The sequence below is a fragment of the Streptomyces sp. NPDC046915 genome, assembly GCF_040644935.1.
Lineage (GTDB): Bacteria > Actinomycetota > Actinomycetes > Streptomycetales > Streptomycetaceae > Streptomyces.
Genome location: NZ_JBEYXB010000001.1, coordinates 1 through 15,136 on the forward strand (window position 1 = coordinate 1; position 15,136 = coordinate 15,136).

Genomic DNA, 15,136 nt, shown 5'->3' on the forward strand with positions numbered 1-15,136 from the left:
CTGGCCCGGCGCGTGAACATGAACACCTCCACGCTCCACCGTTACTGCGCGGGGGAAGCCGTGCCGCAGGACTTCGCACCCGTGGAACGGCTGGCCGCCTTCTGCGAGGCGACACCGGAGGAACGGCTCGAACTGCACCGGCTGTGGCTGCTCGCGGTGGCGGCGCGGCAGCGGGTCCGTACGACGGCCGCGGCGGCCGAGGAGCCGGAGGAGCCGGTGGACGAAGCGCCCGCCACCTTCGAGGAGACCGCCGCGCCCCAGGTCGCAGGAGGGCCCGAGCCCTCCCCCGCCCCGGCTCCCCGACCCTGGTACCGCCGCCGGCAGGTCCTGGTACCCACGGCTGTCGCCTGCGCGCTGCTCGCGACTCTGGGCAGCCTGTCGGCCCTGCCGACGGACCACTCCTCGGACGCGTCCGGCCCGCATGCCTCCTCCGGCCCGCGGACGACCGCTCCCAGCCACCACTCGTCGAAGCCGAAACCGTCCGCGAGTTCCTCCCCCACCGACGACCGGAGCTCGTCCTCACCCCGCGCGAAGAACAAGGCCCCCAGTTCGTCCGCCCCGGGCACGGACCCCACCGGCGCCGGAAAGCCTGCCACCGGCCTGCCCGTCACCTGGAACGCCGACTCCCAGGTCTGGAACCTGGGCTGCGGCCACGACTACGTCATCGACAAGCCGCCCGCGCAGGTCCCTCCGCCCCCGGTGCAGCAGGACGCCGCAGCGTGGGCGGCAACGCAGGGCGCGGTGCACGGGCGGCAGACGATGGTGCAGATCTCGGTGCAGGGCCGGTCGTCCACGGCCGTCGTCCTCGAGGCGCTCCGGGTCCGCGTCGTCAGCCGTGGCAACCCGGTCGCCGGCAACGCGTACGCCATGGACCAGGGCTGCGGCGGTGAACTCACACCCCGCAGCTTCACCGTGAACCTCGACGCCGACCGCCCCATCGCCCGCCCGAAGGACGGCGCCGACAGCGAACACGCCATCCCGGCCGTGCACTTCCCGTACCGCGTCTCCGCCGAGGACCCCGAAGTCCTGTTGGTCGACGCGACGACCCAGACCCACGACGCCCGCTGGTACCTGGAGCTCGACTGGTCCTCCCAGGGCCGCACCGGAACGATCCGCGTCGACGACCACGGCCACCCGTTCCACACCACCAGCACCAAGGGAATGCCCCGCTACTGGTACGGCACGAACGACTCCGGCGAACGCCAGTGGGTCCCCTACGGCAACTGAGCGCGAGTTCGCCGCGCGAATCGCCTTCAGGCGGCGGCGCAGCAGGTCGGCGACGTGGGGCCGGCCCGAGCACCTCGCCGACCTGATCTGCGCCCTTCAAGGTGGCGGCACCTCAGTGTTGAGCCTGTCGGCAGGCACGCGCTCGATGCGGGTCCAGCCCCTCCAGCCCCGCTCCTCCAGGATCGCCAACACCCGTTCGGCGCCCGGTGCGGACTCGACCATGGTTGAGTCCAGCAGGTGGACGAATTGGTCGTCGAAGCCGTCGGCACCCACCTCACCGGCCTCCACAGCGCGAATCATCAGGCGCTCCACGATGTCGGCGACCTCGACGACCCGCGGATCGTCGGCCGGCCAGTCGAGTGCCCCTCTGAGAAAGCCGTAGAGCTTCACCATGTCGGGGTCGTCCAACTGCTCGTGTTTCTTGGCGATCACGGAGTCGATCAGGTGCGGCACCTGCGCGGCGACCATGATCCAGGCATCCCGCTCCAGCTCGATGTACCGCTCCCCGACGCCGAGACCGCGCAGCCGGCCGAGGTAGTCCACCACGCTCTGCGGGAGCGCCAGGTGCTCGCCGGCGGCGAGCCGGGCGAGCCGTCTGCGGGTGCCCTGCAACCGCCGGATCTCGGCGCGCAGGTCCTTGTCGATCTCCTGGACGCCCTCGGCGAACTCCTCCGGGCCGGCGTCGAGGAGTTCCTGCACCCTGGCCAGCGGCACGCCGGCATCTGCCAGGGTGTGGATCCGGATCAGTCGCACGACCGCGGCAGCGCCGTAGGTCCGGTACCCGGATCGGTCGCGTTCGGGCTCCGGCAGCAGCCCGATCTGGTGGTAGTGGCGTACCGCCCGCACCGTGACCCCGGCGTACGCCGCTAACTGGCTGATGGTGAGCATGGGGCTCAGACTGCCTCAGGCGATCTTCCGGCGATAGGCGGCCATCGCGAAGACGTACGCCACGACGAGGATGCCGACGCACCACGCGAGTGCGATCCAGATGTCGTCGCCGACCGGCTGCCGGGCGAACAGGTCGCGGATCGTGTTGACGATCGACGTCACCGGCTGATGTTCGGCGAAGGCGCGCACCGGGCCGGGCATCGTCTTTGTGGGCACGAATGCCGAGCTGATGAACGGCAGGAAGATCAGCGGGTACGCGAAGGCGCCCGCGCCCTCGACCGACGCCGCGGAGAGCCCGGGGATCACCGCGAGCCAGGTCAGCGCCAGGGTGAACAGGAGCAGGATGCCGGCGACCGCGAGCCATGCCAGTGCTCCTGCCCCTGAGCGGAAGCCCATGAGGAGAGCGACGCCCACGACGATCACGAGCGAGATCAGGTTGGCGACCAGAGAGGTGAAGACATGTGCCCACAGCACACCCGACCGTGCGATCGGCATGGACTGGAATCGCTCGAAGATCCCGCTCTTCATGTCGCTGAACAGCCGGTACGCGGTGTAGGAGATGCCCGACGCGATCGTGATGAGCAGGATGCCGGGCAGCATGTAGTTCACGTACGCAACCGACCCTGTGTCGATCGCGCCGCCGAACACGTAGTCGAACATCAGCATCATGGCGACCGGCGTGATGACGGTCGTGATGATGGTGTCCAGGCTGCGTGTGACATGGCGCAGGGTCCGCCCCGTGAGAACAGCGGTGTCGCCGAGGAAGTACGCGGTCATCCTTGTCCCCTACTTGTTCATGCCGATGGCGTCGCTCTTGTCGTCGCCGCCGATGATCGCGAGGAAGATCTCCTCCAGGGTCGGCTGCTTCTCGACGTACTCGACCGTGGGGGGCGGGAAGAGCCGCCTGAGCTCGGCGAGGGTGCCGTTCACGATGACCCGGCCCTGGTGGAGGATCGCGATCCGGTCGGCCAGCTGCTCGGCCTCGTCCAGGTACTGCGTGGTGAGCAGTACCGTCCTTCCGTACCCGGCGAGTTCTTTGACCGCATGCCACACTTCGATGCGTGCCTCGGGGTCGAGCCCGGCCGTCGGCTCGTCCAGGAAGATCACCGGCGACTTGCCGATGAGGCTCATCGCGATATCCAGTCGGCGGCGCATCCCACCCGAATACGTCGACACTCTGCGCGCGCCCGCCTGGGTCAGCGAGAAACGCCTCAGCAGGTCATCCGCGATCGCGCCCGGGTCCTTGAGGTGGCGCAGCTTGGCGACGAGTACGAGGTTCTCCCGGCCGCTGAGGATCTCGTCGACGGCGGCGAACTGCCCGGTGAGGCTGATGGACTCCCGCACGTCCGCCGGTTGCGTGCCGACGTCGAAGCCATGGACGCTCGCCGTCCCCGCGTCGGCCTTCAGGAGCGTGGCGAGGATCCTCACGGCCGTGGTCTTGCCCGCCCCGTTGGCGCCGAGCAGGGCGAAGATGCTGCCCGGCGCCACGTCGAAGTCCACGCCGCGCAGCACTTCGAGCTTCCCGTACGACTTCTCGAGACCCTGCACGCGAATCGCCGGACCGGCGATCGATTGGACCGTCATGGTCATCTGCCTCCTTTGCGGAGCCGTTCCAGGCGACCGCGAGGAAGCGCTCCCGCCGGAAGGATGGAGGGTTGACCCAGCGTCAAGGTCAAGCTCGCTCCGACCACGGCATCCAACAAGACCACACCAAACGAAACGGTCTGTCAGCGCGACGGCACCCAGTTCCCTTGTTACCAAGTGCGGACAGAACCGGGTGAACAACTCCCGCCCAGGTGCCATCTCATGGGGTGTAAGGAACAGCAAATAAAGGCCGTTCGTCCTGCGGGAGCAGGCGGAGGTGCCACATTCTGATAATCCATGGGGGATTTCGATTATGACGACTTACCGTGCTCGCCGTACCGTCCGTCACGCCGGCCTGGTGGCTGTCGCCGCCGCTGCGGTGTTCTCGTTGACCGCCTTCCAAGGAGGGGGCAAGGACGAGGTGCCGTCCGCGGTGCCCGCCGCGTACCACACCACCGCATCTGCCGCCGCGACCAAGGCGGCATCCCCGGTCCGCACCCAGACCTTGGCGGACGGCAGCAAGGCCGAGATCTACGAGCTCGGCGCCCAGCACTACCTCGCCAAGATCGTCAGCCGTGGTCAGGTCTTGGCCACGCTGGAGACGAAGCAGCACGACGCCGGGCTCGACGCCAATGACATGTTCGTCGTGCTCACGCTGGACGGCCAGGTCCATTCCTGGATGGGCGGCGGCCACACCGGACCGGGCACCTTCAAACTTGCGGGCGGCTGGACGGCCAAGGTCACGAAATTCGGCGACCTCCGGTACCGCGCGCAGATCCTGGGCCACGAGGGCGCGGTGTACGCCACCCTGGAGGCGAACCAGCACGACGCCGGGCTGGACGCCAACGGCGTATACATCGTGCTCAGCGCCGGCGGTGTGATCAGCGCTCACCAGTAGACGCGCGCCCGGCTGCGGCGGTGGAGCCACCTCGGGCGGCTCCACCGCCGCAGTGACGGAAGGGTTCGGGGGCCCTGAGGGCTTCTCATGCCTGTCGTCGGCGCCTCCAAGCCCGCCGAGGCATGAGCAAGAGCAGGAGAATGAAAGGAAAAAGATGTGCTTGAGACGCTGGGGTTGGATACGGTCTGCGAGGCCGTCTACCGTGTCATGCTCGCTTCCCCTCGGAGTCGCCTGAAGGACGTGGCGGCAGCAGTGGGTTTACCGGAGCAGGAAGTTCGCCATGCCTTGGACGAACTTGCTCAACTTTCCTTGCTGCGCCCTTCATGGGAAGAGCAAGGGCACATGAGACCGATCAGTCCCGAGGTCGGTCTGGAAGCTCTGCTGGCCCGCCAACAGGCCCAGCTGGCTGTCCACCAGCAGCAGGTGGAGGCCGCCCGAGCTGCTGCGGCAAGCCTGATCGCTGAATATGCGCAGTTGCGCCCTGGCCATGCCGAGCGTGAAGTCGAGTACCTGGACGGCATCGACAGCATCCGCGACCGACTGGCTGAGCTCACCCGGCACATCCAGCAGGAGGTCTGCGCTTTCGTCCCCGGTCGTTTCCTGAGCGAGGACAACATCGCCGCTGCTCGACCTCTGGATGATCAACTCTTGAACCGCGGGATCAGCCTGAGAACGCTCTATCTGGACAGCATTCGCCATCACACTCTTACTCTCGCCTACGCCCGCTGGCTCGCCGAGCGAGGCGCTGATGTGCGTACGGTTCCCACGCTGCCCGTCCGCATGACATTGATCGACCGGCGAATCGCTGTGATCCCCGTCAGTGCGGACAGCAGTGGCGCCGCTGCGGTGGTTCTGCACGGCTCGGGAGCGGTTGCGGCCATGCTGGCGCTGTTCGAGCTGACCTGGCAGGGGGCGACTACCATTGACTCGGTCAAGACGCGCAACGCTCAGGGGCTCACCCCACAGGAGCAAGAAGTCCTGCGCCTGTTGGCGGCGGGGCACACCGATGACGTGGTTGCCAAGCGGCTGGACATCTCGGTGAGGACTGCCCGTCGGTTTGCCGCGGACCTCATGGAACGACTCGACGCCAAGAGTCGCTTCCAGGCCGGGTACCGTCTGGCTCATGCAGGGTGGGTGGAAACCGTCCAGCCTGCCATGACGCCGTGAGGCACAACCGTGCTCATCCGGGCATCACCCATCCTGTAACGCGCTGTCCGCCTGCGAAGTGGAGTGCTTGCCGCTGTCCGGATGGTGTGGGCCGAGGGTGCCGGATGAACTGATGCCGCGTCGGCTCGCTCTCTGCGGCCGCAGATGAATCGCAGGCGGACCTTCGCCCGGCCTGGCAAGTTGCCAGCCTGCGTGGATCTTGGCTTCGTACATCGCCGCGTCCGCATGCCGAAGAGCGACAGATATCGAGGGCTCTTGCAGGTCGGCAAGACGGGCCGCACCTATCGAGGCTCGCATCGGCAGCCATGTTCCCCGCCACGGCACCGGCTGATGCAATGCGTCGTGCAGCGCCTGTAGCCGCGACCCGTAGTCGGCGTCTTCGGCAACGATCACCGCGGCGAACTCGTCTCCGCCGAGCCGGCCGGCGATCCCATGAGGAGCGCACCACGCGGCAAGCCGGGCAGCCGCCTCCTTCAACACCGCATCGCCTCCTGCATGGCCGAAAGAGTCGTTGACGGCCTTGAAATCGTCCAGGTCGACGAGGGTCACAATCGCCGGAAACGGATCGCGGGCGATGCGCCGTGCGCGGCTGTGCCAGTCGTACCGCGTCGGCAACCCCGTGAGAGGATCTTTCCGGGCCAGATTGAGGCGACGTCGGCACCAGGCGATATGCGCCGCCCAGCCTACGGCGGTGACACACGACCCATAAACTGCCGAGAAAATGCCGCTACTCATCGCACACTCGCCGTACATGCGATTCTGCAAAAATGCCGATCCATCAGCGGACCTCCTTGATGTCCACTTCCACGGCGAGGCTGGATCGCTCGGCTGTCACGTGTGCGAAGCCGCCTCGGCCGGCGGGTGTGGCGCACAGCGCGCCACACCCACGGCGTATCGATGCGGACTGGTCAGATGACTTCGTGGAACTGGGCGGGCTCGACTCGCTTCGAATCGGCGACCAGCTGCTGAGTGAGAGCACGGAGATTCATGGGTTGTTTCCTCTCGTGGAATTGAGACTCGGATGGTGACGGTGATGCGGTGTTACTTCGCCTCAGCCGCAGTGGAGCACGTCGGTCTGAGGACGTCTGGGTGTGCCCGTGTCAGGTCAGGTCGTGGTGCCCGTGACGCAGGCTTCGATAGGTGAGTGCGCGGCCGATCGCATAGGCGGCGGCGGTCCAGGCAGCACTGAGCAGGAGGGTACGCAGCAGCATTTCGGTGTCCCAGGTGCCGTTCACCTGTGCTCGGTACAGGTCGAGCGCCGGCCGGAACGGGAGCGCTTCAGCGAGGGGCGCGAGGACGCCCGGTTGGGGGCCGGGGAGGATTCCGCCGAGGGCCAGGACCGTGTAGGCAAGTGTGTTGCTGAGCACCACCTCGGATCGGCGTCCTAGGCAGGTACTGGTCACCAGCAGGCCCATGGACATGGCGGCGAGCATGACGAGCAGGTAGGCCGGGAGGGCGAGCAGGAGGTGCGGAGTCAGCGATGCCTGGTGGAGGGCAACGGGGACGATCAGGGCTGCTGCGAGCCAGGTGCCGAGGGCTTCGGCAAGGTAGGGCACACAACGCGCGGCGAGGATCGCGGGTACCGGTATACCGGCGGTCAGTAGGCGGCCCATCGTGCCGAAGTACCGTTCTTCAGTGGCGATGTCGGGCAATCTGACCACCAGCGGGGTGATGGCGAGGTAGGCGACCGCCCCGGTGAGCGCGTAGGCAACTGTGCTTGCGCCGCCTGACAGTTGTCCGAGGAGAGCGTAGAAGGCCGTTTGGAGGACCGCGCGGGGCAGAACGCTGAGGATGAGGGTACGCGGGGGTGCGACGGTCAGGTAGTTCACGGCCGACAGGCGGGCTGCCAGGCGGTAGGGCCAGGTGCCTCGGGCCGTGCGCCGGCCGTCGGCGTGCCAGGAGGAGTGGGCGAGCCGATCATCGCGGGTGCCGTCGCTGAGGTGGGCGCGCGCCGTCACGTCAGTAGTAGTCAAGGGTGGCCTCCTTTCGCGCTCGTTGCAGCAGACGGCCGAACACCGCGTGGGCTGTCGCGTACTGGACAGCCGTGCAGGCAAGAAGGATGGTGACGGCGTGCGATGGCAGGTCAGAACCGTTCATGGCAGCCAGAGTGATCTCTCGCAGCCAACGCAGGTCCAGGAGGGCCGAGGGCCAGTGGAGCCAGGTCGGCAGCCGGCTGATCGGGAGAAGAGCGCCGCTGAGGAGGAAGACAGGAAACAGGAGTGCCTCGGCGATGCGTCCGGCGGCCCGGCTTGAGATGAACAGCCCCGCAAGGAGGGTTCCCACAGCGGTGGCCGAAGCCAGAGCGAGCACGGCGGCCAACGGCAGAAGGGCGGGCCTGGCGACGTGGAGGTGGTAGCCCAGGGCCGGAGGAAGCACGGCGGCGACGAGAAGGTTCAGCAGCAGCGCGGCGGTGCTGGCTCCGAGCGCTTTGCCTGCCACGATCCAGCGCAGGTCCGTGGGACGAGTGAGCAGGCCGGCGATGGTGCCGAGACGGATCTCGCGGCGCAGAAGCATGCCGGAGGACCAGACGGTTGCTGTCCACAAGGTCATCAGGCAGCTTCCGGCGACCAGGGCGGTGGGATCGTCGACTCGGTGGGTGGACAGGAGAAGGGTCTGCACGGCGGCGGGCTGGACGAGCCCGATCACTGCCAGAGCGGGATTCGCTCGTAGCTCGTGGCCGTGGAGGTATGCGGAGCGGATGAGGACGCTGGTGGTCATCGAGACACCAGGGAGAAGACGTCGTCCAGTGTGACCGGACGGACCTCCACGTCGTGCGGAGGGACCTCGACGAATGCCTGGCCGAGCCTGGTGAGCAGGTCGGGATCCCAGGTGGGGAGGGGTACTTCTATGCGCCAGCCGTGCCGGTCGTGCCGGGTGCTGTGGTGGGACAGTGCGTCCGGCAGGCGGGGTGGGGCCCCGGTGCCGCGGACAGTGAGGGTGCCGACGTGGCCTGCCAGTCGCCGGAAGTCGGAGATGGTCAGATCGTGGGTGATGCGTCCCTCGCGGAGCATGAGCACACGGTCGGTCATTTCGTCGATGTCCAGCAGATAATGGCTGGTGAGCAGGACGGTCGTGCCACTGCCGGCCAGTTCACGCACGGTGCCCCGCAGCCGGGATGCCTCCTCCGGGTCCAAGCCGATGGTCGGTTCGTCGAGGAGCATCACCTGGGGGTCCGTCACCAGGCCGGTGGCCAGGTGGAGACGCTGGCGCATGCCTTTGGAGAAGGTCTCCACGCGGCGGTCGGCTGCCTCGGCCAAGCCCATCCGTTGCAGCAGTGCCTCTGCGCGAGCCTTCAGCACCCGGCGGGGTACGTCGGCCAGCATGCCGAAGAACAGCAGGTTCTGGCGTGCACTCAGGCGGGGGTACAGGCCGCGGTCGCCTCCCAGGACGACGGATATGCGGCGGCGAACGGCCTGTGGGTCGGTCGTGATGTCAGCGCCCGCGACACGGGCGGTTCCTGCGGTGGGGGTGAGCAGCGTGGCCAGGATTTTGATCAAGGTGGTTTTGCCGGCGCCATTGGCGCCCAGAATTCCCACCACCTGGCCCTGGGGGACCTGGAAGGTGATGTCGTGCAGGACGGTTTGCGCCTGGCGGCCGCGTCCGAAGGTTCGCTTGATGCCGGTGACGTCCACGGCGGCGTCCGGGTGACTCGTTGCCGCGGCGGCGCGGGCAGGGAGCGTGGTGTTCATCGGCGGTCCTGGGTGCCCGGGCGTCCGGCGGGACGCAGCACGATGGTGACCTCCAGGGCGTCGCGCGGTATGCGGGGCGAGACGAGATCCCGCTGGAGCAGGACGGTGAGTTCCTCGGTGAGGGTGGCGGCGCGTGCCGGAAACAGCTCGGGGTCGAAGGCGGCGGTGACGGTGAGGCTCAGATGTGTCGTGCCTGCGTCCTGGCGTGCGATCGCTTGAGCGACGGGACGACCGCGGTACACGGCGCCGGCTGAGGTTCCAGGGCGTCCCAGCGGGCTGCGGCTGATCTCAGGTACGCCTTCAAGGGCGGCTGACAGCGCGACGGGGGCCAGGACGACTTCGGTGCGGCCGTCGATGCGGGCCAGCGGTGTGCGGTCCCGGCGGCCGATCAAGCGTACGGAGACTTCCCCGGGTTCGCACGGGCTGTCTACGCATTCGACGAGGTCACCGGTGCGGTAGCGGATCATCGGCTGGAGCTGCGCGAAGGGGAACAGTTCGGTGGCCACCAGCTCCCCTGCGCCGGTCTTCACGGGCCGGCCGGTGTCCAGGTCGAGGACTTCGGGCAGACCGGTGGCATCGAAGTGGAAGCATCCGCACTCGTCGCACTCGGTGGCGCCGCAAGTGGCCTCCGACATGCTGAGGCGGTTGATCAGCGTCGTGCCGGGCCAGGCTCGGGCGAGCAAGGCGCGCTGGCCTGGCAGGAGCAGGTCGGTGAGGTTGACGATCCGGTCGATCCGCAGCTCCGCGGGGTCGATGCCGCGCTCCCGCAGGGCGTGGGTCAACAGCAGCAGGCCGCCGGGGGAACCGAGGACGTGGCGGTCGTAATCGCCTGGTGCGAGGTCTTGGCGACGGAGCAGGTCGATCGTCTTGTCCATGCCTTCGTCGGTGAAGACGTCCACCGAGAGGCGCAGTTGGGACAGCGAAGTCTGGGCGAAGGCGCCGTGCACTGTGGCCGGTATCGCGGAGAAGGCCAGGACGGGGCGGATGGGGGTGTTCGTGCGTGCGGCGACGGCCTCGCGCAGGGCATCCATGTGCTCGGAGAAGGCGGCGAGCTCCTGGGCGCTGCGGGCGCGGATGAACGGCCGTCCCGTGGTGCCGGTGGTGTGGGTGACCACGTGGGGCGTCAAGTCGGGATGCCGGCAGGGGTGGGGGCTGGCGAGCACGACCTGTTTGTCGATGGTGGGCAGCCGAGGGAGGTTGTCGGTGCTGGTGACCGCCTCGGTGTCGATGCCGTCCCAGTGGTCACGGTAGAACGGGAGCTTCAGGGCATTGGCCACTGTGGGGGCCAGCAGATGGTTTCGGAAGGCGGTTTTCGCCGGGACTCGCGTGGTCGGCTGGACGATGACGGTCATGCGCGGCCTCCATCGCCTGCGGCCTGCATGCGGGCCAGGTCGTAGTCACTGAAGCCGGCCAACTCGCGCAGCTCCAGATCGGCGTTGCGCCGACCGCGACGGGCGGCGTGGTCGGTTTCGCGCCGCATGAACTCGCCGAGCTCCAGCTCGTCGACCCGGGCGTTCAGACGCTCCAGGCAACGAGTCGTTGCCTGTTCGACCGCTTGGTCGTCGCCGTGCAGATGGCGGAGCCAGTGGTTGGCGTAGGCAACGTGCCGCAGTTCGTCAGCAAGAACATGGTCGAACATCGTGGCGACCTCGGAGTAGCCGCTGGCGCGCAGTTTCGGCACTGCTTGCGAGAGCACCTCGATGGCCGCGTCCTCGCCGGTGCGGGACAAGACGACGAGCCGGTAGTCCAGAGGCTGGTCGGCCATGGCGCGGTAGGTGTCGGGGTTCCGAAAGGTGACTTGACGATAGTCCTCACCCAGGGCGGTGAGATGGTCCAGGAGGAGATGGGTGTGGCGCAGCTCATCGTGCGCATGGCGGGACATGTCGAGGTAGAACTGCAGAGGCATGTCGGGGAAGTCGGCAAGATTGCGCAACGGAACGTCGGTGGAGATGAATTCGGTGGCGATGCCTTTGCGCAGTGCGTGCAGCACGATCTCGCGCGCCGACGCACCTGCGGTGGGGTCCCGGAAGTCAGGATTTTTCACCCCGGTGAACCGGGCCCACTGGGGGTAAGCCCGCTCCGGACAGGGAGGCACGGGAAGAGGCGTGGTACCGGTGGGTGTCCTGGACGGGCCCAGGATGGCCGGCGCCCGCAGCAGAGTCTCGGTGCCCAGGTCGCGGTAGGTCTCCGGGGTGGGCAGTTCACCCGGCCCCTCGGGGTCGTGAGGGTGGGGTTCATAGGGGGCGAGGCCGGCGCGGACCTCGTCCAGGCACGCGTCGTACAGCCGCCGGTCGTGGTAGGTGTGCTCGGAGCGGCAGCCATCGCGTACTGCGGTCAGGAGATCGGCCAGGCGCTCGAGCAGGTTCCGGCCGAAGGCGACCGCGCGTTGAGGATCGTTCACGCCGAGCAGCCCACAGACCACTGCCGCCGACGCGGGGGCCGGTTGGCCGAGCCGCTCGGGATGGACGCGCATCTGGAGCAGGCGGGCGTGCAGGAGACCGCTCTGGCTGATCAAGCTGTGCACGCTCCGGACCAGGATCGCACGGGGAGCCACATCGCCCAGCGTGGGTCCGAATGCGGCAAGAGCGCGACCGGCGAGCAGCGTGGCGTGGTACAGCCGCAGATTGAAAGCGGCGAGTTCGGCGACGGTCATCTCGTCGGGGCTGGGGACCGGGATACCTACAGGGCCAGCCATCGGCTGGAAAGAGGCGCGCATGTTGAACACTCCTGGAGAGAGGACTGTGAGACATCGGAAAGCTGGGCGGCGCAATGACATATGAGGCACAGTCCAGAGAAAGGTCCCGGCTTTGGCCTTCGCGTCGAAAGGCAACGGCCCCGAAGATTCGCCTCTCCCGGGCTACTGCCAGCCCATCGAATCCGTGCCCTGACGCCAACTGGCGTCCACGTCGGCCGTCACGGTGATCCCCGCAGAAGCGCCGGCCCAGCCGCCCGCAGAGGGGGACGCCGAGTGCGGGACGGTGAGGGCGTCGAGGACGGTCAGAGCATTTCCGGCGTCGCGGGCAGTGCTAGTCATCGAGGACCTCCGGCTGAGAAGGAGCAAGAACGCCTCGAAGGCGGACGTGAAGTTCCGCGATGGCGTCGTTTTTCCGCCCGCCGAGCGTCTGCTGCGGCGTGACCCCAATCTGCCCCAACGGTTTCCTCGGAGGCCAGGGTCCCTTCCCCTCCTGAAGCTGCGATGGCAGGAACAGGTCACTACACCCCGCAGAGGCTCACGTCTCACTCAACACGACCGGATGACTCCTCTGCCGTGTGGACGGTTGTTGCCACGGCAGCATCAGTCCGGGCGATGCCCCTTCCCTCCTGGGCATGGATCCGTGAGGCTGACACATGTCGGCGAAGATCATGCATCGAGCTGCGCGCACCGGGGGCGTCCGCCGGCAGTAACGCCGAACAACCGAGACCTGCTCGTCACATCGGACACACACTCCAGTCGCGCTCAAGCCCCGAACGCCGGAGCGGGCCCCCAGCCCAGCACTCACATCCCTGGGAAGACCACTATGACCACCACCACGCACGCCCCTCCCCCCACCGGGGCTCCCGTCAGCGCCCTCACCAGCCTTGTCAGCGCCCCGGCCGCATTCTTGTCCGACACCTGGCGCCGCAGGCCCCGCGTATTCCGCCCCGCGACTGCTCCTGTGGACGTCCTCACCCTTACCGACCTCGACCGCTTCCTGGCCTGCGGCCTCCTGCGCGAGCCGTACGTGGAGATGGTTCAGGCAGGGCGACACCTGTCGGCCGGCAAATTCACCACCAGCCGCATGGTCGGGGCCGCCACCAGCGTTCCCCATGCTGACGCCGGCAAAATCAGTCAGCAGTTGGCCTCCGGAGCCACACTGCTGCTGCGCAACGTGGAGCACTGGCACGCCCCGGCCGCTGACCTGGTGTCACGCCTGGGCAGCGAACTCGGCCGCCGAGTAGAGGCGTTCTTCTTCCTGTCCCCACCCGAGCACCAGGGTCTGTCCGTGCACCGTGACGACGCTGACGTATTCGTCATCCAGGTCCAAGGTCGCAAGGACTGGACCGTCCATGGCACTCCGACTGACGGATGGTGGCAGCCCCAGCCTGAGAAGGATCCGGGAGCCACCGTGCTGCGGACCACCCTGGAACCCGGTGACATCCTTTATCTGCCCCGGGCCGCGGCACACTCAGCCGTGGGTACGGGCGACGACCTCTCTGCGCATCTGTCCCTGACGGTGCGCGAGATCGGCACCGCCCACCTGTACGAGGCCATGCTCCAACTTCTGGAGGCCGAGCTCGAGCTGCCACCCCGCCCCCTGGACGACACCGGTTTGGAGCACGTCGCCCACCAGCTCCTGACCCATCACCGAGCCCGGCTGCGGGACCTGTCCCCCGCGGACCTCCTCTCAGCCGCCAGAAGCGCCACGTGCTTGCCCCCGGCTCACCCCTCCCGCCTGGCCGACTCGCAATCACGGTCAGCGGCATCGTGAGGCCGTCCTCGCGCCTTCCGGTGAACTGCCGTCGCCTGGAGCAGCATCTATGACCGTGTCCTAGGTGGTGAGGCATCGGTGGCCTCGGTATGGGACGGGGTACATGGAGTTGGGTTCCGGGCGGGTGGTGGGAGAGCGCGGAGCGCTGGCGGCAGAGCGCCGCCCCGACCGGCCGGTACCGCCTACCGTCTGCTGCCCGCCAGACGGCCCCGCCTCACTTCAGGTGTCGGTCCAAGAACCGGCGCGACCGGGCCTCCGATGTCGGGCAGTTCGAGGAGGGCGTCCAGAGTGGTCCGCCATTCCGGGACCGCCTTTTCGACCAGCGGGCCGATGAAGGACTCGAAGATCTCGTCGACCGGCTCGCCGGCCCGCATCGCCCGCCGGAGGTCGGTACGGGCCTGCTCGTCGGCGGCGGAACGGGGACGGTCACCGCACCCGGCGGCGTCGATGGTGGCCACCGCGTAGCCGCGCGCCGCGGTGTACCGGGCCCGAGCCACCAGCCGGGGTTCCGCCTTGGGCAGGCCGTTGTTGTGGGCCATCAGGACCAGCGGGGCCGGTGCGGATCCAGACGTCCACAGGGTGCGCTCCCGGACGACCTATCGCCCGACCGTGACCCCGGAGGGAGTTGCTTTGCTCGCCTCGGATCTGCCAGCGGGATCAGGCACAAGGCGATGCGCGCGTCGGGGTCGTCCGCAACGAGCAGCGTTGCGGCGTTGTCGGCATCGGGCTGGGCGGGGGCTCGGCGAAGCATGTGCCGAACCAGCTTACGCGCCTGTTCGTAGGCATCGTCGGCAACCTTGGACACCAAGGCTTGCACGAAGGGGACGACTACGCTTGATGTCGTGGACCGAGGCCGCCGTGCAGCTCCGTCAACGCAACCGGCTCGCTCCAGTGCGTCGCGTCGGCCTCGGCTGCGCTGCCGCTGTTCCGCCTCCCGGTGTGCGCCCCGGTCACGTACATGGCCTGAACATGTCCAGCCTCAGCAGCTCGCAAGTGCCAGTACCCGGCTTGATCCATCCGATGTCCGGTCGTCAGCCGGGCAAGACGGTACTTCGCCTGTGGATCGCCACAGTCAGCAGCCTCTTCCAGACCGGAGTCCGGGTCGTGCCGCGAATGTTGCTCGAACGCCATTCCGCCAACCTCTGGTTGCTGCCGCAACCAACTGGGGTTGAGGAGCGGGGCGATGGGACCCCGGCATCCAGTTCGGCATGGCC

Annotated in this window: 14 protein-coding genes and 1 pseudogene; 4 read left to right on the forward strand and 11 right to left on the reverse strand. The window is 67.9% G+C overall.

The annotated features are described in order from the left end of the window. Nucleotides 1–1,227, forward strand: a 1,227-nt coding sequence (locus ABZ915_RS00005; RefSeq protein WP_361793116.1) for a helix-turn-helix transcriptional regulator, incomplete at its 5' end; no start/stop codon positions are given. Nucleotides 1,228–1,323: 96 nt separating this feature from the next. Here the strand turns inward: ABZ915_RS00005 and ABZ915_RS00010 are convergent. Genes ABZ915_RS00010 through ABZ915_RS00020 form a run of 3 tightly spaced genes read right to left on the reverse strand, consistent with a single transcriptional unit; the run spans nucleotide 1,324 to nucleotide 3,699 of the window. Then, the gene (locus ABZ915_RS00010) at nucleotides 1,324–2,115 is read right to left on the reverse strand and encodes a MerR family transcriptional regulator (protein ID WP_361793119.1); all 792 of its coding nucleotides are present in this window, start codon (nucleotides 2,113–2,115) and stop codon (nucleotides 1,324–1,326) included. 15 nt (nucleotides 2,116–2,130) lie between these two features. Continuing rightward, entirely contained in the window at nucleotides 2,131–2,892 is a 762-nt protein-coding gene (locus ABZ915_RS00015; protein WP_361793122.1) for an ABC transporter permease, read from the reverse strand. Between the two features lie 9 nt (nucleotides 2,893–2,901). Beyond that, nucleotides 2,902–3,699 (reverse strand): ATP-binding cassette domain-containing protein, encoded by a 798-nt coding sequence (locus ABZ915_RS00020; RefSeq protein ID WP_361793125.1) that lies wholly within the window; start codon nucleotides 3,697–3,699, stop codon nucleotides 2,902–2,904. Nucleotides 3,700–4,012: 313 nt separating this feature from the next. Between ABZ915_RS00020 and ABZ915_RS00025 the strand changes: the two genes are divergently transcribed. Next, nucleotides 4,013–4,597, forward strand: a complete 585-nt coding sequence (locus tag ABZ915_RS00025; RefSeq protein WP_361793128.1) for a hypothetical protein — start codon at nucleotides 4,013–4,015, stop codon at nucleotides 4,595–4,597. Between the two features lie 156 nt (nucleotides 4,598–4,753). Continuing rightward, nucleotides 4,754–5,764, forward strand: coding sequence for a LuxR C-terminal-related transcriptional regulator (locus ABZ915_RS00030; protein ID WP_361793131.1), 1,011 nt, complete (start codon nucleotides 4,754–4,756; stop codon nucleotides 5,762–5,764). A gap of 24 nt (nucleotides 5,765–5,788) precedes the next feature. Here ABZ915_RS00030 and ABZ915_RS00035 read toward each other — a convergent pair whose 3' ends face one another. The 7 genes from ABZ915_RS00035 to ABZ915_RS00065 all read right to left on the reverse strand — a co-directional run bounded on the left by ABZ915_RS00035 (nucleotide 5,789) and on the right by ABZ915_RS00065 (nucleotide 12,487). Beyond that, nucleotides 5,789–6,499, reverse strand: a complete 711-nt coding sequence (locus ABZ915_RS00035) for a GGDEF domain-containing protein (protein ID WP_361793134.1) — start codon at nucleotides 6,497–6,499, stop codon at nucleotides 5,789–5,791. Between the two features lie 365 nt (nucleotides 6,500–6,864). Continuing rightward, nucleotides 6,865–7,737 (reverse strand): ABC transporter permease, encoded by an 873-nt coding sequence (locus ABZ915_RS00040; RefSeq protein ID WP_361793137.1) that lies wholly within the window; start codon nucleotides 7,735–7,737, stop codon nucleotides 6,865–6,867. After that, the gene (locus ABZ915_RS00045) at nucleotides 7,724–8,482 is read right to left on the reverse strand and encodes an ABC transporter permease (RefSeq protein ID WP_361793140.1); all 759 of its coding nucleotides are present in this window, start codon (nucleotides 8,480–8,482) and stop codon (nucleotides 7,724–7,726) included. Before ABZ915_RS00045 ends, ABZ915_RS00040 begins: the two co-directional genes overlap by 14 nt. Beyond that, nucleotides 8,479–9,453, reverse strand: coding sequence for an ABC transporter ATP-binding protein (locus ABZ915_RS00050; RefSeq protein ID WP_361793142.1), 975 nt, complete (start codon nucleotides 9,451–9,453; stop codon nucleotides 8,479–8,481). The genes ABZ915_RS00045 and ABZ915_RS00050 overlap by 4 nt, the downstream gene beginning before the upstream one ends. Beyond that, nucleotides 9,450–10,805 (reverse strand): hypothetical protein, encoded by a 1,356-nt coding sequence (locus ABZ915_RS00055; RefSeq protein WP_361793145.1) that lies wholly within the window; start codon nucleotides 10,803–10,805, stop codon nucleotides 9,450–9,452. The genes ABZ915_RS00050 and ABZ915_RS00055 overlap by 4 nt, the downstream gene beginning before the upstream one ends. Then, nucleotides 10,802–12,169, reverse strand: a complete 1,368-nt coding sequence (locus ABZ915_RS00060; protein WP_361793148.1) for a DUF455 family protein — start codon at nucleotides 12,167–12,169, stop codon at nucleotides 10,802–10,804. The genes ABZ915_RS00055 and ABZ915_RS00060 overlap by 4 nt, the downstream gene beginning before the upstream one ends. A gap of 141 nt (nucleotides 12,170–12,310) precedes the next feature. Further along, nucleotides 12,311–12,487 (reverse strand): hypothetical protein, encoded by a 177-nt coding sequence (locus ABZ915_RS00065; protein ID WP_361793151.1) that lies wholly within the window; start codon nucleotides 12,485–12,487, stop codon nucleotides 12,311–12,313. Between the two features lie 622 nt (nucleotides 12,488–13,109). Between ABZ915_RS00065 and ABZ915_RS00070 the strand changes: the two genes are divergently transcribed. Next, nucleotides 13,110–13,922: a cupin domain-containing protein gene (locus ABZ915_RS00070; RefSeq protein ID WP_361793153.1), complete on the forward strand. Its 813-nt coding sequence runs from the start codon at nucleotides 13,110–13,112 to the stop codon at nucleotides 13,920–13,922. A gap of 245 nt (nucleotides 13,923–14,167) precedes the next feature. Here the strand turns inward: ABZ915_RS00070 and ABZ915_RS00075 are convergent. Then, nucleotides 14,168–14,503, reverse strand: a pseudogene (locus ABZ915_RS00075) (alpha/beta hydrolase); the annotation flags it as partial. Nucleotides 14,504–15,136 lie beyond the last annotated feature (633 nt).

Coding starts and splice junctions, on each gene's coding strand:
- ABZ915_RS00010 (WP_361793119.1), bottom strand. CDS start 2,115: ATGCTCACCATCAGCCAGTTAGCGGCGTACGCCGGGGTCACGGTGCGG.
- ABZ915_RS00015 (WP_361793122.1), bottom strand. CDS start 2,892: ATGACCGCGTACTTCCTCGGCGACACCGCTGTTCTCACGGGGCGGACC.
- ABZ915_RS00020 (WP_361793125.1), bottom strand. CDS start 3,699: ATGACGGTCCAATCGATCGCCGGTCCGGCGATTCGCGTGCAGGGTCTC.
- ABZ915_RS00025 (WP_361793128.1), top strand. CDS start 4,013: ATGACGACTTACCGTGCTCGCCGTACCGTCCGTCACGCCGGCCTGGTG.
- ABZ915_RS00035 (WP_361793134.1), bottom strand. CDS start 6,499: ATGAGTAGCGGCATTTTCTCGGCAGTTTATGGGTCGTGTGTCACCGCC.
- ABZ915_RS00045 (WP_361793140.1), bottom strand. CDS start 8,482: ATGACCACCAGCGTCCTCATCCGCTCCGCATACCTCCACGGCCACGAG.
- ABZ915_RS00050 (WP_361793142.1), bottom strand. CDS start 9,453: ATGAACACCACGCTCCCTGCCCGCGCCGCCGCGGCAACGAGTCACCCG.
- ABZ915_RS00055 (WP_361793145.1), bottom strand. CDS start 10,805: ATGACCGTCATCGTCCAGCCGACCACGCGAGTCCCGGCGAAAACCGCC.
- ABZ915_RS00060 (WP_361793148.1), bottom strand. CDS start 12,169: ATGCGCGCCTCTTTCCAGCCGATGGCTGGCCCTGTAGGTATCCCGGTC.
- ABZ915_RS00065 (WP_361793151.1), bottom strand. CDS start 12,487: ATGACTAGCACTGCCCGCGACGCCGGAAATGCTCTGACCGTCCTCGAC.